We start from the raw sequence: 19,765 nt of genomic DNA, 5'->3' as shown, positions 1-19,765 counted from the left end.
GACGCACGACGGGGCCGCAGAGGGCACGGGCCCGCCGACGCGCTCCCTCGCGAAGCAACCGACTGCCCGTCACATCGGCTTCCCGGCAGCTCACTTGATCCCCTGCCCGGATACCATCCACCGGTACCTGAGGGGGAATCATGAGCCAGACCACCACCGGAGAAGGCGCCGCCAAGGCAACCGGCACGCCGCTGCTGCCGGACGATCCGCAGCGGGTCGGCGGCTACTGGCTCGCCTCGCGGCTGGGCGCGGGCGGGCAGGGCGTGGTGTACGAGGCGTACGACGCCGACGGGGCCCGGGTGGCCCTGAAGGTGCTGCACCGCGAGGCGGACCCGTTCGTCCGCGAGCGCTTCGCCAAGGAGGCCGAGGCCGCCCGCCGGGTGGCCCCCTTCTGCACCGCCCGCATCCTCGACGCCGCGGTCGACGGCGACAGCCCGTACCTGGTCAGCGAGTACGTCGCCGGGCCGACCCTGGCCGGGCGGGTACGGGCCCACGGCCCCCTCTCCGAGGACGCCGCCCTGCGCCTGGCCACCGGCGCCGCCACCGCGCTGGCCGCCATCCACCACGCCGGCGTCATCCACCGCGACCTCAAGCCGGGCAACGTCCTGCTGGGCCCCGACGGCCCCCGCATCATCGACTTCGGCATCGCCCGCGCCCCCGACATGTCCCTGACCGCCACCGGCGCGATCATGGGCACCCTCGGCTACATGGCGCCCGAGGTGCTCATGGGGCAGCGCGCCACCACCGCCGCGGACGTCTTCGCCTGGGGCGTGGTCGTGCTGTACGCGACCACCGGCGCCGAGCCGTTCCGCGGCGACAACTGGACCGAGGTCGCCCACCGCACCGCCTCCGTGGACCCCGACCTCTCGGGCGTACCGGCCCGGCTGCGCCCGCTGATCGCCGCCGCCCTCGCCAAGGACCCGGCCCTGCGCCCCGGCGCCCCCGACCTGCTGGCCGGCCTGATCGCGGCGGCGACGGGCGGGGCGGGCCCGGCCGTTGCCGTGAGCCCGGCGGGTCCGGCAAGCCCGGCGGGTCCGGCGACCCAGACCCCGACCGGCCCGGCCGACCCGCGCGTGGCCGACCCCCGCGTCGCCCTCCCCCGGCAGCAGGACGCCCCCGCCCCCACCCAGCCCGCCGACCCCCGCCTCGACCTCCTCAGGGCCGGTGCCCGGCAGGCCGACGAGGCCCCGCACCAGCCCACCGAGGCGGTCCCCCCGCTCGGCGACCGGGCCGAAGCCGCCTACGCCGCACTCGCGCCCGACGCCCAGCTCGCCGCACACGACCTGCTGCTCCGCCTGGTCGTCCCGGGCACGGCCCCCGACGGCTCCCAGGACACCGTCCGGACCGTCACCCCCGCCGAACTCTTCGGTGGCCGGCCCGAGTCCGAGCAGCGCGCCACCGCCCGCGCCGCCGAGGCCCTCACCGCGGCCGGCGCCCTGGTCACCGAGGCCGACGGCTCGGTACGCCCGGTCAGCACCGCCCTCCTCCCGGCCTGGCGCAGGCTCCGCACCTGGACCGACGCCGACCGCACCGGCATCGCGTACCGCCAGCGCGTCACCTGGGCGGTGCACCGCTGGGACGCGCACGGCCGGCGGGCCGAGGACCTGCTCACCGGCACCGAACTGCGCACCCTCCTCGACTGGCTCCCCACCGCCGCCCCGCAGCTGCGCCCGAGCCCGCCGGAGCTGGCGTTCCTGGAGGCCTCCCGCACGGCCGCGACCCGCGCCGTGCGCCGCCGCCGGCAGCTGCTGTCCGGCCTGGCCGCGGTCACCGTGATCGCGCTGCTGGCGGGCGGCGTGGCGTACCTCCAGAACCGCGAGGCGGACCTCCGCGCCGCCCAGGCCACCGCCCGCTCGGTGGCCCAGGCCGCGGACTCCCTCCGGGGCACCGAGCCGGACACGGCGATGCTGCTGGGCCTGGCGGCGTACCGCATCTCCCCGGTCCCGGAGGCACGGGCGGCGCTCTTCGCGGCGGCTGCGCAGCGGGAGCGGTCCGCGATCCCGCTGCCGGAAGTCAACGACGGCGACACGGCGGGCCGGGTCCTGACCCCGGACGGCCGCAGGGTCTTCGCGTACAGCCCGCTCGGGGCCTCCATGTGGAACCTCGCGAAGGGCACGGCGGGCGCGGCCCGCCCCGAGCTGACGTTCCCCGTGAAGGCCGCCGAACTGGGCATGAACCCGCCCAAGATGAGCCCCGACGGCACTCTGGTGGCGATCCAGCGCAAGGACAACACCCTCCTGCTGGTCTCCACCCGCGACGGCAAGCCGCTGGGGCCGCCTGTGCAACTCCGGGACGACCGCGTGCCCCTCTCCGTTACGAACCAGGGCCAGGTGACGATCTACTCCAGCCGGTACGAGGAGGCCTACCGGGTCATCGACCGCACCGGCAAGGAGGTCACCACCCTCGGCCGGGGCGAGAGCGTCTCCCCCGACGGCGGGTACACCGTGACCTGTCCGGACGGAACACCGCTCCGGGTCTACCGGCTCGGCACCGCCCGGACGGTTGTCGCCCCGTCCGACGACGGCGACATCGGCAGGCAGTGCGAGGGCACCGAGTTCAGCCCGGACGGCCGCCTCGTGCTCATGCGGAGCACTGGTGGAGCGACCTTCGTCTACGACGTCCTCAGCGGGCGGGAGCTGGGCCGCCTGGGTGCCGGGGGCTCCGACCTCCACTTCAGCTCCGGGGGCCGCTACCTGGTGGGCCAGACCGACGACGAGAGCCCCCACCCGGGCATGCTGGAGGTCTGGAAGGTCGGCGACGCCAAGGAGCCGCTGGTCCGTATCCCCACCGGCGCGCGCCAAGACACCTCCGGCGACGACATCGGCACGGTGGTCCTCGACGAGCCGGCCAAGACCCTCCGGTACGAGTCCCGGGGCGCGGACCAGGTGCAGTCCGTCGACGTCAGCGCCGTACTCGCCGCCGCATCGGACGACACGGACGCCAAAGGCGTAGCGATCTCCCCCGACGGCCGTACGGCGGTGATCGGCTCCACCCGCCGCACCGACCATCCGATCCAATTGCTCGACCTCCGTACCGGCAAGCGCATCGACGCCCCCGTCACCCAGCACAGCATCGAGGCCGAAGACTCCCGGCCGAAGAGCGCCCTCAGCAGCGGCGGCCGATTCCTGGCCTACACGGACGAGACGCAGACGCGCCGGGAGATCGTGGTGCGCGAGACGGCCACGGGGAAGGAGACCGGCCGCCTCACCGCGCCCGCGGGCAACAGGATCATGCACTTGGCCATCTCCCCCGAGGGCGGCCACATCGCCCTGACCGGCTATCCCGCGGGCGTGCCCTCGGGCGAGGGCTACACGACCCACGTCTGGGAGACCGGCTCCCGGAAGCTCGTCCACACGTTCACCGGCACGGAGGGCCTGGGCGTCTTCAGCCCCGACAGCCGTCGCCTGCTCACCACGGCCGGCGAGGAGCTCGACCTGCGGACCGGAAAGACCCGGAAGGGCGTCTTCGGCTCGGCCCGCAACAGCCAGCTCGCCTTCGCCCCCGACGGGACCTCCCTCGCCCTGCTCCGGCAGTCCGGCTGGATCGAGATCTGGGACGGGGAGGCCCGCACCCGCAAGGCCCTGCTGCCCAGCGGTCTCGTGCGCGGCGGGGAGCGCTACGGACAGCTGACGGACTGGCTGTCGTACTCGGCGGACGGCAAGCAGCTCGCGCTCGTCGTCAACGGCGACTCCGTCCAGCTGTGGGACGTCGACTCCCGCCTCGCCCTCGGCAAGCCGCTCAACGTGACCGGCCGGCAGATCGACGCCATGTCCTTCGACGGCGATGCCCTGCGCGCGGTCAGCGGCGCGCAGGTCCACACCTTCGACCTCGACCCGGGCAGCCTGGCCGAGCAGATCTGCAAGAAGGTCGGCCGGGACATCACCGAGGCGGAGTGGCAGACCTACATCCCCGACGCCCCCTACCGCGGCCTCTGCTGAGCCGCCCGGTTCAGCTCCCGCACCCGCCCGCGCAGCCGCTCGCCCTTCAGCACGGCGGCCAGCTCGCGGGCGGTGGCGGGGTTGCACCGGCCCAGGTCGATGAGGGGGCGCGGGTAGTTGCCCGCGCTCGACACCGGGTCCAGCCGGAGCGACGGCAGGGTGATCCCGACCCCCTCCAGCCCCTCCTTCAGCTCGGCCAGCGCCTCTTCCGCCACCTGTACGAGATCCATCTACGCCTCCACGGTGAGTATCCGTTCCGTGCACACAGCGTGGCTGCCCGTCGCTACCGTTGAACAGTGCCCCGGGGCCAACAACCCCGTCTGTTGGACCGCGCGTTGGGAGAACCCCGCCATGGCCGGACCACGCGAAACCGATCCCGCCTCGTCACCACGGGCCATGCTGGGCGCGGAACTGCGGTTCCGTCGCAAGCAGGCCGACAAGACCCAGGAGGAACTGGGCGCCCCGCTGTTCGTCAGCGGCTCCTTCATCGGCCAACTGGAGGCCGGCACCCGGCGCATGCTGCCGGAACTGGCCCGCGAGATCGACCGGGTACTGGCCACGGACGGCTACTTCGAGCGAAACTGCGCGGCCGCGACGAAGTCGAAGTACCCGGACCACTTCGCGGAGGCCGCAGAGGCCGAGTCTCGGGCGGAGCAGATCAGGGCGTACTCACCTCAGCTGATTCCCGGGCTACTACAGACCGAGGACTACGGTCGGGCAGTGTTCTGGGCTCGACGCCCCACGACAAGCGAAGCGAAGATCGATGAGCTGGTATCGGCACGCTTGGACCGCGCCCGCCTACTCGACGATCCAACAAAGCCAATGTTGTGGGCCGTGCTCGACGAAGCCGTCCTGCGACGCGAAGTCGGGGGCAAGGTCGTCATGTCGGAGGCCTTGCGGCACATCACCGCACTGGCCCGTCGCCGTCGAATCATCGTCCAAGTTCTGCCCTTCAGCGCAGGTGCCCACATGTCCCAAGGGGGCGCGCTCAAGCTCATGGACTTCTCCGACGCTCCTCCACTCGCTTACGTCGAAGGGCTGGGAACGGGGCAGCTGTTGGACGATCCATCGACGGTTTCGCACTACAAGCTGACCTACGATCACGTCGTGGCCAGCGCGATGTCGCCAGAGGCATCCCTGGCCTTGATCGAGTCAGTGGCGGAGGATTACGCACATGGCCAGCACTGAGTACGACCTGGATTGGTTCAAGTCCAGCTACAGCAGCGGCGACGGGGACGACTGCGTCGAGGTCGCCCGCTGGCGGAAGTCGACCCACAGCGGGGGCGACGGCGGGGACTGCCTGGAGGTCGCCCCGCACTGCAACCTCGTCCCCGTCCGGGACTCCAAGAACCCCGACGGCCCGAAGCTCGTGTTCCCCGCCCCGGCGTGGACGGCGTTCCTCGTCGGCGTCCAGCGCGGAGATTTTCCCAGCACCTGAGCTCCCCGAGGCTCAAGCCGCCGCGTCCGGGCCCTCTCTTGAAGGAATGGGAGGTGGGTTTAACCCACCCACCCTCCCTGCCCGCGAAGCGCCAACTGGCGCCCAGACCAGCCAGAATGACTATTCGTGAGCGACTTGCGACGGAAGGTCGCAAGGGTCTAGCTTGCGGCGAGACGGCAAAAAGACGACCCCCGCCGGTGCGCCAACACCGAACGAGGGTCTAACCATGAGATCGGCCAAACGATCCCCATGTCTGACATCAAGTTTACGGCGGCTCCGCACCCCCTCGCCAAGCCCGGCTACGGAAAAATCACCGCACCGGACCAACTGGCCCGCACGCGGAACGACTTCTCCGACCTCCCGATCCGCGAGGCGGCCGTCGCGTCGTACATCGACCGGCTGCCCGACGGGGCGGACATCAGCGTGAAGACCCTCGCCGCTGTCCTGCCGCTCTGGGGCCAGTGCGCACTCCGCACCGCCCTGAACCGCCTGGTCGACGCCGGCCACCTGTGCCGCCAGCGCGAGCGCATCGGCAGCAGCTGGGTCACCCGCACCTACTTCTCCCGCACCGCCCGGGATGGCGCCTGGTGGGCGAGGTTCACCCGTAAGGACGCCCCCGCCCCCACCGCGCCACCGCCACCCGAACCCCCACCACCGGCCCCGAGCCCGGACAGCGCCTTCGGCATCCTGGCCGGGCTCGGCAGGCACGATCCGAGGCTCACCCTCTCCAAGGCCGACTGCTCCACCCTCGCCCCGCTCGTCGCAGCGTGGCTGGCCAAGGGCGCGACCGGCGCTCAGATCACGCTGACCCTCACCGCCGGACTCCCCCGCGACGTGCACCACCCGGCCGCCTTCGTCCGCAAGCGCCTCGAAGTCAAACTCCCTCCCGACCCCGTGGAACGCCCCCCGGCCCCGGTCCGCGCCGAATGCACCGACTGCCGCGCCCCGGGCCCACCGTCGGCCTTCCACGACGGCCTCTGCGCCCCCTGCCGCAACCAGCCCGTGCCCCCATCCCGCGCGACCCCTCTCACCCCGGACGAGGTCCGCGCCCACGCCGCCCGCATCCGCGAAGGGACACGCGCATGACGGACGCCGACACCGCGCAGATGCCCGTCGAGGACTTCGAGGAACTCGCCCACACCGCCCCAGAGACGGTCCAGATCGAGTTCATCAACGGCAAACTGGAAGTCCGGCCGCCCACGGACGGCACCCACGGTGAAATCGTCAGGTGGCTCGTGCGCCTCTGCTTCGAGCTCCGCCCCGATCTCGGCCTCTACCAGACCCTGGGGCTCGTCACCGAGCGCTCCCGCACCGGACGGTACCGACCGGCCGGCGTGCTCGCAGGGTCCGGCGAGTGGGCGGCTCCGGACGGAGCCCTGATGACGGTGGAGGTCAGCCCACACCGCCCGGCACGGGACCGGCGCGACTTCCGCGAGAAGCGTGACGGCTACGCGGCAGCGGGCATCCCCGTATACCTGCTCGTCGATCGCGCCGCACAAGAGCTGATCGTGTACGCGGAACCCGCCCGTGGCAAGTACGCCCAGCTCACCACGTATCCGTACGGCGCACAGGTCAAGCTCCCGAGCCCGGTCGCCATCACCCTCGACACCGAGAAGCTCAAGGACTACACCCGCTGACCCCCGTCAGCCCCGGGCCGCCCTGATGAACGCCGTGATCAGCTCCGGGTCCTTCACTCCCCGCGCGCTCTCCACGCCGCTCGACACGTCCACGCCCCACGCGCCGGTGGTCTCCACGGCCTCCCGGACGTTGCCCGGGTGCAGGCCGCCGGCCAGCAGCCAGCGGCCCTCGGGGGCGGTGAAGTCCGCCGCGCCCCAGTTCCACGGCTTGCCCGAGCCCGGGTCCGGCGCGTCCAGCAGCAGCAGGTCCTCGCCGTACTCGCCGCAGCGCCGCACGTCGGTCTTCGAGGTGGCCCGCAGCAGGGTGCGGCCCTCCGCGCGCAGCGCCTCGAAGAACTCCGGCCCCTCCTCGCCGTGCAACTGTACGGCCCGCAGCCCGCTCTCCTCGGTGAAGCGGCGCACCTCGTCCACGGACTGGCCGCGGAAGACGCCGACGGTCAGGACGTGCGGGGGCACCAGCGCGGCCAGCCGGCGGGCGGTGGCGGCGTCGAGCTGCCGGGGGCTCGCGGCGGAGACGAAGCCCACGGCGTCGGCGCCGTCGCGGACGGCGGTCTCGACGTCCCGCTCGGTCCGCAGGCCGCAGATCTTCACGAAGAGGTCGCTCATGATGCTCCCAGTCAACCAGAGCACCGGCGGAACCGACCGTCGAGCCCGGAAAAGGTTGTACCGCCCGCCCCTTACGGCTCCTGGGCCCCCGCACTAGCCTGCGGCCATCGCCTGTCATGACTTCATCAGAGGAGACAGTTGTCCAGCTTCACCCGCCGCGACCGTAGCCGCCGACTGCGCCGTCTCACGGCCTGCGCCGCCTTCGTCCTCTCGGCGAGCGGGCTCGCCACCGCCCTGCCCGCCGCGGTCCCCGGCGAGGCCGGCGGCGCGACCGCCCACGCGGCCACCACCCTCAAGCCCCGCACCGACGTGGACGGCGACGGGCAGAACGACCTGCTGTTCCGGTACGCGTCGGGCGAGGGGACCATGTGGTCCACGAAGTACGTCCGGGCCCAGAACTACACGTACTACGGCTACCCGGCCGCCCAGCCCAAGGACGTCATCGGCCTCGGCAACGTGCGCGGGGACGGACGGCCCGAGGTGCTCCAGCTGACCGCCGACGGCCGCCTCTCGCTGCACACCGCGACGGTGTCCGGCACCCTCGCGCCCACCTGGACCGGCACCGGCTGGCAGATCTACGACCGCGTGGTCGCCGCCGACGACCTGAACCGCGACGGCCGCCCGGACCTGATCGCCCGCACGCCGTCCGGCGACCTCTACCTGTACAAGAGCAACGGCAGCTCCACGGGCAACCCGTTCTCCACCCGCACGAAGGTCGGGTACGGCTGGTCCGGCTACGACCAGCTCGTCGGCGCCGGAGACCTGGACCGCGACGGCGTCGGCGACGTCCTGGCCCGCGACCGCTCCGGCTACCTCTGGTACTACAAGGGCAGCGGCAGCTCGACCGCGCCCTTCAAGTCGCGCGTGCCGTGAACGCCGCCGGCGAGCTGTACTTCCACGACAACCGTTCCGACGGCCTCTACCCGTCGTACGAGACCTCCGGCACCTTCCCCGCGGGCAGGAAGCTGGTCACGGCCGCCGGGATCGACGGCTCGAACCAGGCCGCCGTACTCGCCTTCGGCGGCGGACAGCTGACGAACGTCAAGAAGAACGCCCTGGTCAGCGGCGACTTCTCCACCACCAACCTGGTCGCCGGCCCCGGCGACCTGACCGGCGACGGCCGGGGCGACCTGGTCACCCGCGACACCGCGGGCGTCCTCTGGCTGCGCGCCGGCAGCGGCAACGGCACCGGGTTCGCCGCACCGGTCCGCGTCGGCAGCGGCTGGGGCACGTACAAGGCGCTGGTCGGCAGCGGGGACGTCAACGGCGACAGCCGCACCGACCTGATCGCCCAGGCCACCGACGGCAACCTCTACATCTACCGGGGCACGGGCAGCGCCACGGCACCCTTCACGTCCCGCCAGCTGATCGGCTCCGGCTGGAACACCTACAACGCCATCGCCGCCTCGGGCGACCAGAACGGCGACGGCCGCGCCGACATCGTCGGCCGTGACAGCAGCGGAAAGATGTACGTCTACCTCGGCACCGGCGGCTCCGGTACGGCGACCTTCGCCGCCCGCAAGGCCATCGCGACCTACGGCCCGAACGGCGCGGGCGGCAGCTGGAACGTCTACCCGCAGATCGGCTGACAGCCTCACTGCACCAACGCCCGAGGGCGGCACCCCCGATGGGGTGCCGCCCTCTGCGTACAGCTCTTCGGATCCGTGGATCCTCAGGACCTGCCGATCAGCCAGGGGCCGATCAGAAGTCCATGTCACCGCCCGGCATGCCGCCCGGAGCGGCCGCGGCCTTCTCCGGCTTGTCGGCGATGACGGCCTCGGTGGTCAGGAACAGGGCCGCGATGGAGGCCGCGTTCTGCAGGGCGGAACGGGTCACCTTGGCCGGGTCGATGATGCCCTCGGCGATCATGTCGACGTACTCGCCGGTCGCGGCGTTCAGGCCGTGGCCGACGGGGAGGTTGCGCACCTTCTCCACGACGACGCCGCCCTCAAGACCACCGTTGACGGCGATCTGCTTCAGCGGGGCCTCCAGGGCCAGCTTGACGGCGTTGGCACCGGTGGCCTCGTCGCCGTCCAGCTCCAGCTTCTCGAAGACCGCGGAGGCCTGGAGCAGGGCCACGCCACCACCGGCGACGATGCCCTCCTCTACGGCCGCCTTCGCGTTGCGAACGGCGTCCTCGATGCGGTGCTTGCGCTCCTTCAGCTCGACCTCGGTCGCGGCACCGGCCTTGATGACCGCCACGCCGCCGGCGAGCTTCGCGAGGCGCTCCTGGAGCTTCTCGCGGTCGTAGTCCGAGTCGGAGTTCTCGATCTCGGCGCGGATCTGGTTGACGCGACCGGCAACCTGGTCGCTGTCACCGGCACCGTCGACGATCGTGGTCTCGTCCTTGGTGATGACGACCTTGCGGGCGCGGCCGAGCAGGTCCAGGCCGGCGTTCTCCAGCTTGAGGCCGACCTCCTCGGAGATGACCGTGCCACCGGTGAGGATGGCGATGTCGCCCAGCATGGCCTTGCGGCGGTCGCCGAAGCCCGGGGCCTTGACGGCGACGGACTTGAAGGTGCCGCGGATCTTGTTGACGACCAGGGTCGACAGGGCCTCGCCGTCGACGTCCTCGGCGATGATCAGCAGCGGCTTGCCGGACTGCATGACCTTCTCCAGCAGCGGAAGGAGGTCCTTCACGTTGCTGACCTTGGAGTTGACGATCAGGATGTACGGGTCGTCCAGGGACGCCTCCATACGCTCCATGTCGGTGGCGAAGTACGCCGAGATGTAGCCCTTGTCGAAGCGCATGCCCTCGGTGAGCTCCAGCTCCAGACCGAAGGTCTGGGACTCCTCGACCGTGATGACGCCTTCCTTGCCGACCTTGTCCATGGCCTCGGCGATGAGCTCGCCGATCTGGGTGTCGGCGGCGGAGATGGAGGCGGTCGAAGCGATCTGCTCCTTGGTCTCGACCTCCTTGGCCTGGTCGAGCAGGGCGCCGGAGACGGCCTCGACGGCCTTCTCGATGCCGCGCTTCAGGGCCATCGGGTTGGCGCCGGCGGCCACGTTGCGCAGGCCCTCGCGGACGAGCGCCTGGGCGAGCACGGTCGCGGTGGTGGTGCCGTCGCCCGCGACGTCGTCCGTCTTCTTGGCGACTTCCTTGACCAGCTCGGCGCCGATCTTCTCGTACGGGTCCTCGAGCTCGATCTCCTTGGCGATGGACACACCATCGTTGGTGATCGTGGGCGCGCCCCACTTCTTCTCGAGGACGACGTTGCGGCCCTTGGGGCCAAGGGTGACCTTGACGGCGTCGGCGAGCTGGTTCATGCCGCGCTCGAGACCGCGCCGGGCCTCCTCGTCGAACGCGATGATCTTGGCCATGTGAAGTGGTCCTCCCGGACTGGGGTGGAATGCTCCGGACCGCGCCAGCGCCCGCGACGGACGGCCTGCGTGCCCTGCGGGTCCTTGCCCCGGGGGCTCGCGGGCCTCACCGACCCAGTCCTCGTCTTTATCACTCTCACCCGGAGAGTGCTAACGCCAATGATTAGCACTCGACCCCCCCGAGTGCAAGCGAGTCAGGCGAGGTCGCCCACCGGATGAGACGGACGATCAACGGACGATCAAGGGGGACGCGGGGCGCGCGGAGGGGCGCGCGGGCACGCACGAGGGGCCCGCACCCTCCCCGGGTTGCGGGCCCCTCGTACGTGTATGCGTCGTTGGTCGATCGCGCCGCGGCCTCAGCTGGTGGCGAGCTTGACCATGTCCGCCTGCGGACCCTTCTGGCCCTGCGAGATCTCGAACTCGACTCGCTGACCTTCCTCGAGGGTGCGGTAGCCGTCCATCTGGATCGCGCTGTAGTGGACGAAGACGTCCGCACCACCGTCGACCGCGATGAAGCCGTAGCCCTTCTCCGCGTTGAACCACTTGACGGTGCCCTGAGCCATGCCTAACTCCCCTATTACTGGCCCTTGCGCGGGGCCGCACTTCGCGGACCCGGGTCAGACCTTGCGCCGTAACGCGCCGACCGCGGCTGAATGTATCTGCACCAGTGCTGTCTGCAACAGGTCATTCCGACGAGAATTCAGGACACGTCGGAATCCAGAGAAGGCACGAAAATTCGGATTACAGCAGGGCAAGTCGGGCCGGATGAAACGCGCCAACAGCGCATATCGCACACGTACATTGACCCGATGTCGACCATGCCGCTGTTCGCTCATATGCGCGCGGCATGAACAGCGAGGGGGGCTACCCCAACCCTACCGCGCGCAATCAACCAGAATCGCCCCCTCCGCTTTTGCGGAAGGGGCGATTCGATGAACTATTCGGTCTCCGGAAAAGGCTCCGGAAACGGGACTCAGCAGCCGCCCGCGACCGCCGGAATGATGGAGATGCCGGCGCCCTCGGGGGTCGCCGTCTCCAGGCCGCCCTCGAAGCGCACGTCGTCGTCGTTCACGTACACGTTCACGAAGCGGCGCAGCTTGCCCTGGTCGTCCAGCACGCGGGCGGCGATGCCGGGGTGGTTCTGCTCCAGGGACTCGATGACCTCGGCGAGGGTGGCGCCCTCGGCGGGGACCTCGGCCTGGCCGCCCGTGTAGGTGCGGAGGATGGTGGGGATGCGGACGTTGACGCTCATGGGGCTGTGCCTTCCGGGGAGCAGCGGCGGGGGATCAGGAGGCGAGGCCGGCGGCGCGGAACGCGTCCAGGCTCGGGCGGATGGTGGCGGTCTGGCCGGTGCCGGAGATCGCCTCCAGGGTCTTGAGGCCGTCACCGGTGTTGAGGACGACCGTGGTGAGGGACGGGTCCAGCCGGCCCTCCTCGATCAGCTTCTTCGTGACGCCGACGGTCACGCCGCCCGCCGTCTCGGCGAAGATGCCCTCGGTGCGGGCGAGCAGCTTGATGGCGTCCACGACCTGCTCGTCGTTGACGTCCTCGACGTAACCGCCGGTGCGGCGGGCGATGTCGAGCACGTACGGGCCGTCGGCCGGGTTGCCGATGGCCAGCGACTTGGCGATGGTGTTCGGCTTCTGCGGGCGGACCACGTCGTGGCCGGCCTTGAAGGCGGCGGAGACCGGGGAGCAGCCCTCGGCCTGGGCGCCGAAGATCTTGTACGGCTTGTCCTCGACCAGACCGAGCCTGATCAGCTCCTGGAGACCCTTGTCGATCTTCGTGAGCTGCGAGCCGGAGGCGATCGGGATGACGATCTGGTCGGGCAGCTGCCAGCCGAGCTGCTCGCAGATCTCGTACGCCAGGGTCTTGGAGCCCTCGCCGTAGTACGGGCGGAGGTTGACGTTCACGAAGCCCCAGCCCTCGCCCAGCGGGTCGCCGATGAGCTCGGAGCAGAAGCGGTTGACGTCGTCGTAGTTGCCCTCGATGCCGACCAGGTCGCCGCCGTACACCGCGGCCATGACGACCTTGCCCTGCTCCAGGTCGTGCGGGATGAACACGCAGGAGCGGAAGCCGGCGCGGGCGGCGGCGGCGCCGACGGCGCCGGCCAGGTTGCCGGTGGAGGAGCAGGAGAGCGTGGTGAAGCCGAAGGCGCGGGCGGCCTCGACGGCGATCGCGACGACGCGGTCCTTGAAGGAGTGCGTCGGGTTGCCGGAGTCGTCCTTGACGTAGAGCTTGCCGGTGACGCCCAGCTCCCTGGCCAGGTTCTCGGCGTCGACGAGCTTGGTGAAGCCGGGGTTCAGGTTCGGCTTCCCGGCCACGTCCGCGGGGACGGGCAGCAGCGGGGCGTAGCGCCAGATGCTGTTCGGGCCGGCCTCGATCTGCTTGCGGAGGGTCTCCGGGTCGCCGAGGGGCAGGTCGTACGCCACCTCCAGGGGCCCGAAACACTCGGCACAGGCGAAGATGGGGCCGAGGTCGAAGCGGGTCCCGCACTCGCGGCAGGAGAGTCCGGCGGCGGGGCCGAGGTCGACCTGGGTGGGGGTAGCGTGCTGTGAAGCCATGATGGCGAGGCCCTTTCTCCTCATCTTCCCCATGGCGGACGTCGCCATGAGACGGAATTGGCACCTTCCCTAGCCGGGAGCCTCGCTGCGCGACGATGCGCACGAGACCGGCTGGAGGGTTGCCGGGGCTTCAACGGGCCGTGTCCCTCTGCCCCTCTGGATGAGCGGTATTCGATTGTCAGCGCGGCATCCGACCCCCGACATGCGATGGTCATCCGCGTTGTTCAAGACTGTAACCGAAGGGCCGGGAGGTGGAAGGTTCCGTCCGAACGGCGAGATAGAGATCACTGGGAACGATCACTGACGAGGGGATCCGGGGTGCTGGAAGAGGTGGAGCGCTGGCTGGCCAGCCGGTCCTGGTCGGCTGCCGACCGCCCGCTCGACCAGCTGGCCGCCGCCAAACGGGCGCGGGGCAGCCGGGTCAGCGTGGTGCTGCCGGCGCTCGACGAGGAGGCCACGGTCGGGGAGATCGTGGAGGTCGTCCGGCGCGATCTGATGGACCCGGTTTCCGGTACGCCGCTGGTGGACGAGCTGGTGGTGGTCGACTCGGGCTCGACCGACCGGACCGCCGAGGTGGCCGCCAAGGCCGGCGCGCGGGTGGTGCACCGGGACGAGATCCTGCCGCGGATCCCGGCGCTGCCGGGCAAGGGCGAGGTGCTGTGGCGGTCGCTGCTGGTGACCTCGGGGGACATCGTCTGCTTCGTGGACGCGGACCTGCGGGACTTCGACGCCGCCTTCGTCTCGGGGATCGTCGGCCCGCTGCTGACCGATCCCGAGGTGCAGTTCGTCAAGGCGATGTACGACCGGCCGCTGGTCGGCGCGGGCGGGGTGCCGGACGCGGGCCCGGGCGGCGGTGCCGGGCAGGGCGGCCGGGTGACGGAGCTGGTGGCCCGCCCGCTGCTGAACCTGCACTGGCCGCGGCTGGCGGGGTTCGTCCAGCCGCTGGGCGGCGAGTACGCCGTACGCCGGTCGCTGCTGGAGCGGCTGCCGTTCCCCGTCGGGTACGGGGTGGAGCTGGGGCTGCTGGTGGACGCCCTGCACACGGTGGGCCTGGACGCGCTGGCGCAGGTGGACGTCGGGGTGCGGATCCACCGGCACCAGGACGGGCTGGCGCTGGGGCGGATGGCGGCCGCGATCTACCGGACCGCGCAGCTGCGGCTCTCGCGGGGCCATCTGGTCCGCCCGGAGCTGACGCAGTTCGTGCGCGGCGAGGGCGGGTTCGAGCCGCGGACGTACGCCGTGGACACGGAGGAGCGACCGCCGATGCGGGAGATCGAGGAGTACACACGTTTGAGCGGCCGCGAGGCGGGCTAGGTTCGCCGCATGGCTACCCAGGACGGTCTTCAGGATCCGCGGCCGGGTCCGCAGGTGCTCGTCGCGGCCAACCGCGGCCCCCTCTCCTACGCCCTCGCCGCCGACGGCACGCTCAGTGCCCGGCGCGGCGGGGGTGGTCTGGTCTCCGGCCTCTCGTCCGCCCTGTCCCGGCGCCCCGGCTCGCTCTGGGTCTGCGCCGCGCTGGGCGAGGGGGACCGGGAGGCGGTGCGGCGGGGGGTGTCCGAGGCGGGCGTGCGGATGCTCGCGGTCGACGAGGGGGTCTACCAGGACGCGTACAACGGCATCGCCAACTCGGTGCTGTGGTTCGTCCACCACATGCTGTACGACGTCCCGGTCGAGCCCGTCTTCGACGCGGAGTTCCGCCGTCAGTGGGACGGGTACGTCGCCTACAACCGCGCCTTCGCGGAGGCCCTGGCCGCGGAGGCGGGCCAGGGGGCGGCGGTGCTGGTCCAGGACTACCAGCTGGCGCTGGTGCCGGGGCAGCTGCGCGCGCTCCGGCCCGACCTGCGGATCGGCCACTTCACGCACACCCCGTGGGCGCCGCCCGAGTACCTGCGGATCCTGCCGGACGACATCCGGGAGCAGCTGCTGCGCGGGATGCTGGGTGCGGACCGGGTGGGCTTCCACACCGAGCGGTGGGCCGCGGACTTCGCGCGCTGCGCGGCGGAGCTGGGCGAGACGCCCGCGGTGTCGGTGCACCCGCTGGGCGTGGACGCCGAGGACCTGCGGACGCTGGCGCACCGGCCGGTGGTCGAGGAACGGCTGGCCGAGCTGCGGGAGGTCGTCGGCGACCCGGCGCGGAAGACGGTCGTGCGGGTGGACCGGACGGAGCTGAGCAAGAACATCGTGCGGGGCCTGCTGGCCTACCGGGAGCTGCTGCGCGAGCGGCCCGAGTGGCGGGGCCGGGTGGTGCACCTGGCCTTCGCGTACCCGTCGCGGCAGGACCTGGCCTCGTACCGCTCGTACACGGAGAGCGTGGGGCGGCTGGCGGAGGAGATCGAGGCGGAGTTCGGCACCCCGGACTGGCGGCCGGTGGTGACGTACGTGAAGGACGACTTCCCGCGCTCGCTGGCGGCGTACCGGCTGGCGGACGTGGCGCTGGTGAACCCGGTGCGGGACGGCATGAACCTGGTCGCGAAGGAGATCCCGGTGGTCTCGGACCGGGGCTGCGCGCTGGTGCTCTCGCGGGAGGCGGGGGCGTACGACGAGCTGGGCGAGGACGCGCTGGTGGTGAACCCGTACGACGTGTCGGCGACGGCGCGGGCGCTGCACGAGGCCCTGTCGATGGGGGACGCGGAGCGCACGGAGCGCACGAAGCGGATGGCTGCCGCCGGCTGCGCGTCGCCACCGGTCCGCTGGTTCGAGGCCCAACTGGCGGAGCTACAGGCCTAACCGGCCCCACGCCGCGCGCGGGTCCCGTGCCGGGTGCGGGTCCCGGCACGGGTCCCCGCGCTACGGCCCGTCAGGACAGGGCGGCAGCCAGGTCGGCCAGGAAGGTGACGACCGCGGGAGGGCCGTCCAGGACCAGGTCCGCCCGCTCGGCCAGCTCCGCGACCTCCGCGCTGCCGCTGCACACCAGCAGCCCCGGCAGCCCGTTCTGCCGCAGCTTCTCCACGGCGGAGAAGGCGGCGAGGTCCCCCAGGTCGTCGCCCGCGTACAGCACCGCACCCGCGCCGGTCTCCGCGAGGTACTCGGCGAGGGCGACGCCCTTGTCCATGCCCGGCGGACGGAGTTCCAGGACGGCTCGGCCGGGCTCCACGATCAGCCCGTGGCGCTGGGCCAGCTCGGCGAGCGGCTCCCGCAGGGCCTCGAAGGCGGCCTGCGGATCGGCGGCACGGCGCGTGTGGACCGCGACGGCCCGCCCCTTCTCCTCGATCCAGGTGCCCTGCCAGGCGCCGATCGCGTCGAGGAACCCGGGCAGTTCGGCCCGGACGGCCGCGACGCCCGGGTGCGGGGCGGGGGCGTGGACGGTGCCGGATATCGCGTCCCAGCGTTCGGCGCCGTAGTGGCCGAGCACGGTCAGTCGCTCCAGGCCGGGTACGCCGGCGAAGCCGCCGTACCGTACGGCGACGCCCGCCGGGCGGCCGGTGATCACGGCGACGGAGCCGACGCGGGGCGCGAGGGCCGACAGCGCGGGGACCGCACCTGGGTGGGCGCGGGCCTGGTCCGGGTCGGGGACGATCTCGGCGAGCGTCCCGTCGAAGTCGAGGGCGACGACCGACCGCTCCGGTGTGCGGAGCAGCGCGTCAAGCGCTTCGCGGCCTGCGGGAGTGGTGGGCGTGGGCATGCGGTGCGGATGACTCCCCATGGCCCCGACCCTACCGGCGCACGGCCCACGGTGCGGGGTGCTTCCGCTTAACCCCCGGGCATCCGAAGCGGGCACGGGCCCCGGGCACGGCCGGGCGGATCAGCACCGACCCGGGGCGGCACCGGCCCGAGGCGCCACCGAACCAAGGCGCACCGAACCAAGGCGGCGGCGGCCCGAGGCGGCGGCGGCCGGCCGGAGCAGCGAACCGAGGCAGCGCCTGCCCGAGGCGCCACCGAACCAAGGCGGCACGAACCGAGGCGGCACCGAACCAAGGCGGCACCGAACCAAGGCGGCACCGAACGAAGGCGGCACCGAACCGAGGCGCCCCCGAACCGCGCGGCACCGGCCCCCCGCGGCGGCGGCCGGCCAGTCGGCCGGGGTTTATCTCAGCGCTAAGGTACCGACTACAGTGCGGTCATGACCGACCACGTAGACCGCGTCATCGCGCAATGGGCCGAGCAGGCACCCGACGCCGACGCCTCCCCCATGGGCGTCATCGGCCGGATCAAGCGCCTCTCCCACATCATCGACGCCGAGCTGCGCTCCACGTACGCCGCGCACGACCTCGACGCCTCCGCCTTCGACCTGCTGGCGACGCTCCGCAGGAGCCCCGCCCCGCACCAGCTCACCCCCGCGGAGCTCATGCGGGCCTCGATGGTGACGTCGGGGGCCATCACCCAGCGGCTGGACCGCCTGGAGGCGCGGGGGCTGATCGCCCGTACCCGCCGGGAGGCGGACGGACGGAGCTTCCACGTCTCGCTCACCCCGGCGGGTCTCGACCTGGTCGACCGGGCGCTGGTGGACAACTTCGCGACCCAGGACCGGCTGCTCAACGGCCTGGACCCGGAGCAGCGGGAGCGGCTCGCGGGCGACCTGCGGACGCTGCTGGAGACGCTCGGGGACACCGGGAGGGCTGTCGGCGTGCGCCGATAGTGTGGAGGTATGACGGAACACGAGCACGCAGGGGGCGCGCTCTCGGAGCGCGAGGCCGCCGTGCTCGCGTACGAGGGGCGCAGCTGGCCGGGGCCCGGCGCCAAGGAGCGCGCGATACGTGAGGGCCTGGGCATCTCCCCGGTCCGGTACTACCAGCTGCTCAACGCCCTGCTGGACGACCCGCGGGCGCTCGCGCACGCGCCGGGCACGGTGAACCGGCTGCGCCGGATCCGGGAGGCCCGGCGCACCGCACGGCGGTAGGCGGGGTCCTCCCGGCGGGCGGGGCCGTCCGGCACGTCGGGTACCGGGACCTCCCGGCGGGCGCCGGCGTCAGCGCTGCTGGTCCGCCGCGCGGGCGGCGCCGGCGATCTCCTCCAGCGTCCGGTCGGGGCTCTGGCCCTCGTCCATGGACTTGCCGATCTTCTGCTTGATGTCCTCGCTCACCGCGGGCCAGGACTTCTTGCCGGCCGGGTAGAGCCGGGAGTTGGGCAGGGCGGCGAGGAAGGTCTTGAGCCCCGCGTCGGCGCCGGTCGCGCCCTCCATGGCGCGGGAGCCGCTGGTGGTCACCGGCAGCAGGCCGTACGTGGAGGTGAACCTGGTGACGTTCTGCGCCTCGAAGAGGTAGTCGAGGAAGGCGCCCGCCTCCTTGGGCCGGCCGTTCTTGAAGGCCATCACCCAGTCGGCCACGCCCATCGTCGGCTCCTCCTCGCCGCGGGGCGTCGGCAGGGGCACCATGCCGAACTTCACGCCCTTGGCCGTGGCCTGCTTCATCAGCGCCGGGTGGCCGTTGAGCATGCCCACCTCGCCGTTCGAGAACGCGTCGAAGGCGGCCTGGCGGTTGAGCTCCGAGGGCTTGACCGGGCCGGTCAGCCCCGCCTCGACCAGGCGCTCCTTCACCCAGTTCAGGGTCTTGACGTTCTCCGCCGAGTCGATGGAGTACGCCTCGTCGTTGTCGGTGTAGCCACCGCCGCCCGCCAGCAGCCACTGCATGGTCTCGGCCTGCGCCTCCTCGCGGCCCAGCGGCAGCGCGAAGGGCGTCTTGGCCTCGCCCTTGAGCTTCTTGGCCGCCGCCTCCAGCTCCGCCCACGTCTTGGGCGGCGCGGCTATGCCGGCCTTCTCGAAGAGGTCCTTGTTGTAGAAGAGCAGCCGGGTGCTGGAGACGAAGGGGATGCCGTACTGCACGCGCTTGACCTTGCCGGCGTCCGCGAGCGGGGCCAGGAAGTCGGCCTCGGTGGAGACGGCGAGCAGCTCGTCGGCGGTGTAGAGCTTGTCGTCGGCGGCGTAGTCGGCGTACGCGCCGATCTGTGCGACGTCGGGAGCCTCGCCGTTCTTGACCATCTCGGCGACCTTGGCGTCGACCTCCTCCCAGGAGTAGACGCTGACGTCGACCTTGATCCCGGGGTGCTTCGCGGTGAAGGCGGCGGCCAGCTCCTTCCAGTAGGCGGTGGAGCTGTTCGCGGAACTGTCCCCGTAGTCGGCCGCGACGACCTTGAGGGTCACGTCGTTGTCAGAGGAGAGGCCTCCGCAGCCGGCCAGCGTCACGGTCATGCACACAGCGGCGCCAAGGGCGGCCAGGCGGTTACGGGCCTTCACAGCGGTATCCCAACATCGTCGTTCCACTTGTACCCGTAAGGTCTACACCACTCTCACGCCACCTTTACAGGGAGGGGAGGGTCCCGGTCCTC

The 19,765-nt window shown here is 71.9% G+C and carries 19 protein-coding genes and 1 riboswitch; of the genes, 11 read left to right on the top strand and 8 right to left on the bottom strand.

The window, feature by feature from the left end; all coding sequences use genetic code 11:
• The first annotated feature begins 140 nt into the window (after window positions 1-140).
• The gene (locus ACIF6F_RS00690; protein ID WP_399939218.1) at window positions 141-3,938 is read left to right on the top strand and encodes a protein kinase; all 3,798 of its coding nucleotides are present in this window, start codon (window positions 141-143) and stop codon (window positions 3,936-3,938) included.
• On the opposite strand, the gene ACIF6F_RS00685 is transcribed toward ACIF6F_RS00690, so the two are convergent.
• Window positions 3,920-4,168, bottom strand: a complete 249-nt coding sequence (locus tag ACIF6F_RS00685) for a hypothetical protein (RefSeq protein ID WP_399939215.1) — start codon at window positions 4,166-4,168, stop codon at window positions 3,920-3,922. The genes ACIF6F_RS00690 and ACIF6F_RS00685 overlap by 19 nt on opposite strands.
• A gap of 121 nt (window positions 4,169-4,289) precedes the next feature.
• Here ACIF6F_RS00685 and ACIF6F_RS00680 point away from each other — a divergent pair, with 121 nt between their 5' ends.
• The 4 genes from ACIF6F_RS00680 (at window position 4,290) to ACIF6F_RS00665 (ending at window position 7,013) form a co-directional block, all read left to right on the top strand.
• Window positions 4,290-5,126 carry a helix-turn-helix domain-containing protein gene (locus ACIF6F_RS00680; protein ID WP_399939212.1) on the top strand — a complete coding sequence of 279 codons (837 nt, stop codon included), beginning with the start codon at window positions 4,290-4,292 and terminating at the stop codon, window positions 5,124-5,126.
• Window positions 5,113-5,376, top strand: a complete 264-nt coding sequence (locus tag ACIF6F_RS00675; protein ID WP_399939210.1) for a DUF397 domain-containing protein — start codon at window positions 5,113-5,115, stop codon at window positions 5,374-5,376. Before ACIF6F_RS00680 ends, ACIF6F_RS00675 begins: the two co-directional genes overlap by 14 nt.
• A 249-nt stretch (window positions 5,377-5,625) precedes the next feature.
• Window positions 5,626-6,462 (top strand): hypothetical protein, encoded by an 837-nt coding sequence (locus ACIF6F_RS00670; RefSeq protein WP_399939207.1) that lies wholly within the window; start codon window positions 5,626-5,628, stop codon window positions 6,460-6,462.
• Window positions 6,459-7,013, top strand: coding sequence for a Uma2 family endonuclease (locus tag ACIF6F_RS00665; protein WP_399939204.1), 555 nt, complete (start codon window positions 6,459-6,461; stop codon window positions 7,011-7,013). Before ACIF6F_RS00670 ends, ACIF6F_RS00665 begins: the two co-directional genes overlap by 4 nt.
• A gap of 6 nt (window positions 7,014-7,019) precedes the next feature.
• On the opposite strand, the gene ACIF6F_RS00660 is transcribed toward ACIF6F_RS00665, so the two are convergent.
• Window positions 7,020-7,619 carry a phosphoribosylanthranilate isomerase gene (locus ACIF6F_RS00660; protein WP_399939201.1) on the bottom strand — a complete coding sequence of 200 codons (600 nt, stop codon included), beginning with the start codon at window positions 7,617-7,619 and terminating at the stop codon, window positions 7,020-7,022.
• Window positions 7,620-7,757: 138 nt separating this feature from the next.
• Here ACIF6F_RS00660 and ACIF6F_RS00655 point away from each other — a divergent pair, with 138 nt between their 5' ends.
• Window positions 7,758-8,492, top strand: coding sequence for an FG-GAP repeat domain-containing protein (locus tag ACIF6F_RS00655; protein WP_399939198.1), 735 nt, complete (start codon window positions 7,758-7,760; stop codon window positions 8,490-8,492).
• On the top strand, window positions 8,489-9,208 hold the full coding sequence (locus ACIF6F_RS00650; protein ID WP_399939195.1) for an FG-GAP repeat domain-containing protein: 720 nt from the start codon (window positions 8,489-8,491) through the stop codon (window positions 9,206-9,208). The genes ACIF6F_RS00655 and ACIF6F_RS00650 overlap by 4 nt, the downstream gene beginning before the upstream one ends.
• A gap of 112 nt (window positions 9,209-9,320) precedes the next feature.
• Here the strand turns inward: ACIF6F_RS00650 and groL are convergent, their stop codons facing one another.
• From groL to thrC, 4 genes are all read right to left on the bottom strand, one after another.
• Window positions 9,321-10,940 carry a chaperonin GroEL gene (groL, locus tag ACIF6F_RS00645; protein WP_399939193.1) on the bottom strand — a complete coding sequence of 540 codons (1,620 nt, stop codon included), beginning with the start codon at window positions 10,938-10,940 and terminating at the stop codon, window positions 9,321-9,323.
• Window positions 10,941-11,296: 356 nt separating this feature from the next.
• Window positions 11,297-11,503: a cold-shock protein gene (locus ACIF6F_RS00640; protein ID WP_399939190.1), complete on the bottom strand. Its 207-nt coding sequence runs from the start codon at window positions 11,501-11,503 to the stop codon at window positions 11,297-11,299.
• A gap of 410 nt (window positions 11,504-11,913) precedes the next feature.
• A complete protein-coding gene (locus ACIF6F_RS00635) occupies window positions 11,914-12,192 on the bottom strand; it encodes a ubiquitin-like small modifier protein 1 (protein ID WP_399939188.1) in 279 nt (92 codons plus the stop codon).
• A gap of 34 nt (window positions 12,193-12,226) precedes the next feature.
• A complete protein-coding gene (gene thrC / locus ACIF6F_RS00630; protein ID WP_399939185.1) occupies window positions 12,227-13,528 on the bottom strand; it encodes a threonine synthase in 1,302 nt (433 codons plus the stop codon).
• Window positions 13,522-13,671, bottom strand: a riboswitch (SAM riboswitch). Its footprint overlaps the gene before it by 7 nt.
• 151 nt (window positions 13,672-13,822) lie before the next feature.
• Here thrC and ACIF6F_RS00625 point away from each other — a divergent pair.
• Entirely contained in the window at window positions 13,823-14,818 is a 996-nt protein-coding gene (locus tag ACIF6F_RS00625) for a glucosyl-3-phosphoglycerate synthase (protein ID WP_399939182.1), read from the top strand.
• Window positions 14,819-14,827: 9 nt separating this feature from the next.
• Window positions 14,828-16,231, top strand: a complete 1,404-nt coding sequence (locus ACIF6F_RS00620) for a trehalose-6-phosphate synthase (protein ID WP_399939180.1) — start codon at window positions 14,828-14,830, stop codon at window positions 16,229-16,231.
• A 70-nt stretch (window positions 16,232-16,301) separates the two neighbouring features.
• On the opposite strand, the gene otsB is transcribed toward ACIF6F_RS00620, so the two are convergent.
• A complete protein-coding gene (gene otsB / locus ACIF6F_RS00615) occupies window positions 16,302-17,147 on the bottom strand; it encodes a trehalose-phosphatase (protein ID WP_399939177.1) in 846 nt (281 codons plus the stop codon).
• A gap of 417 nt (window positions 17,148-17,564) precedes the next feature.
• On the opposite strand from otsB, the gene ACIF6F_RS00610 reads away from it, so the two are divergent.
• Together ACIF6F_RS00610 and ACIF6F_RS00605 are read left to right on the top strand one after the other, a co-directional pair.
• Window positions 17,565-18,080, top strand: coding sequence for a MarR family winged helix-turn-helix transcriptional regulator (locus ACIF6F_RS00610; RefSeq protein ID WP_399939175.1), 516 nt, complete (start codon window positions 17,565-17,567; stop codon window positions 18,078-18,080).
• Window positions 18,081-18,089: 9 nt separating this feature from the next.
• The gene (locus tag ACIF6F_RS00605; RefSeq protein WP_399939173.1) at window positions 18,090-18,341 is read left to right on the top strand and encodes a DUF3263 domain-containing protein; all 252 of its coding nucleotides are present in this window, start codon (window positions 18,090-18,092) and stop codon (window positions 18,339-18,341) included.
• 69 nt (window positions 18,342-18,410) lie between these two features.
• On the opposite strand, the gene ACIF6F_RS00600 is transcribed toward ACIF6F_RS00605, so the two are convergent.
• Window positions 18,411-19,628, bottom strand: coding sequence for an extracellular solute-binding protein (locus tag ACIF6F_RS00600; RefSeq protein WP_399939170.1), 1,218 nt, complete (start codon window positions 19,626-19,628; stop codon window positions 18,411-18,413).
• Window positions 19,629-19,765: the final 137 nt, after the last annotated feature.

The sequence above is a fragment of the Streptomyces sp. NPDC086023 genome (genome assembly GCF_044540325.1).
Lineage (GTDB): Bacteria > Actinomycetota > Actinomycetes > Streptomycetales > Streptomycetaceae > Streptomyces.
The sequence above is the reverse complement of the archived record's forward strand: the minus strand, read 5'-3'. Positions and strand labels throughout refer to the sequence as shown.

Bases quoted from the DNA above. Each gene is read 5' to 3' on its own strand.
- thrC (WP_399939185.1), bottom strand. From the start codon at position 13,528: ATGAGGAGAAAGGGCCTCGCCATCATGGCTTCACAGCACGCTACCCCC.
- ACIF6F_RS00605 (WP_399939173.1), top strand. From the start codon at position 18,090: ATGACGGAACACGAGCACGCAGGGGGCGCGCTCTCGGAGCGCGAGGCC.
- groL (WP_399939193.1), bottom strand. From the start codon at position 10,940: ATGGCCAAGATCATCGCGTTCGACGAGGAGGCCCGGCGCGGTCTCGAG.
- otsB (WP_399939177.1), bottom strand. From the start codon at position 17,147: ATGGGGAGTCATCCGCACCGCATGCCCACGCCCACCACTCCCGCAGGC.
- ACIF6F_RS00690 (WP_399939218.1), top strand. From the start codon at position 141: ATGAGCCAGACCACCACCGGAGAAGGCGCCGCCAAGGCAACCGGCACG.
- ACIF6F_RS00600 (WP_399939170.1), bottom strand. From the start codon at position 19,628: ATGACCGTGACGCTGGCCGGCTGCGGAGGCCTCTCCTCTGACAACGAC.
- ACIF6F_RS00680 (WP_399939212.1), top strand. From the start codon at position 4,290: ATGGCCGGACCACGCGAAACCGATCCCGCCTCGTCACCACGGGCCATG.
- ACIF6F_RS00665 (WP_399939204.1), top strand. From the start codon at position 6,459: ATGACGGACGCCGACACCGCGCAGATGCCCGTCGAGGACTTCGAGGAA.
- ACIF6F_RS00685 (WP_399939215.1), bottom strand. From the start codon at position 4,168: ATGGATCTCGTACAGGTGGCGGAAGAGGCGCTGGCCGAGCTGAAGGAG.
- ACIF6F_RS00670 (WP_399939207.1), top strand. From the start codon at position 5,626: ATGTCTGACATCAAGTTTACGGCGGCTCCGCACCCCCTCGCCAAGCCC.
- ACIF6F_RS00635 (WP_399939188.1), bottom strand. From the start codon at position 12,192: ATGAGCGTCAACGTCCGCATCCCCACCATCCTCCGCACCTACACGGGC.
- ACIF6F_RS00660 (WP_399939201.1), bottom strand. From the start codon at position 7,619: ATGAGCGACCTCTTCGTGAAGATCTGCGGCCTGCGGACCGAGCGGGAC.
- ACIF6F_RS00620 (WP_399939180.1), top strand. From the start codon at position 14,828: ATGGCTACCCAGGACGGTCTTCAGGATCCGCGGCCGGGTCCGCAGGTG.
- ACIF6F_RS00640 (WP_399939190.1), bottom strand. From the start codon at position 11,503: ATGGCTCAGGGCACCGTCAAGTGGTTCAACGCGGAGAAGGGCTACGGC.
- ACIF6F_RS00610 (WP_399939175.1), top strand. From the start codon at position 17,565: ATGACCGACCACGTAGACCGCGTCATCGCGCAATGGGCCGAGCAGGCA.
- ACIF6F_RS00675 (WP_399939210.1), top strand. From the start codon at position 5,113: ATGGCCAGCACTGAGTACGACCTGGATTGGTTCAAGTCCAGCTACAGC.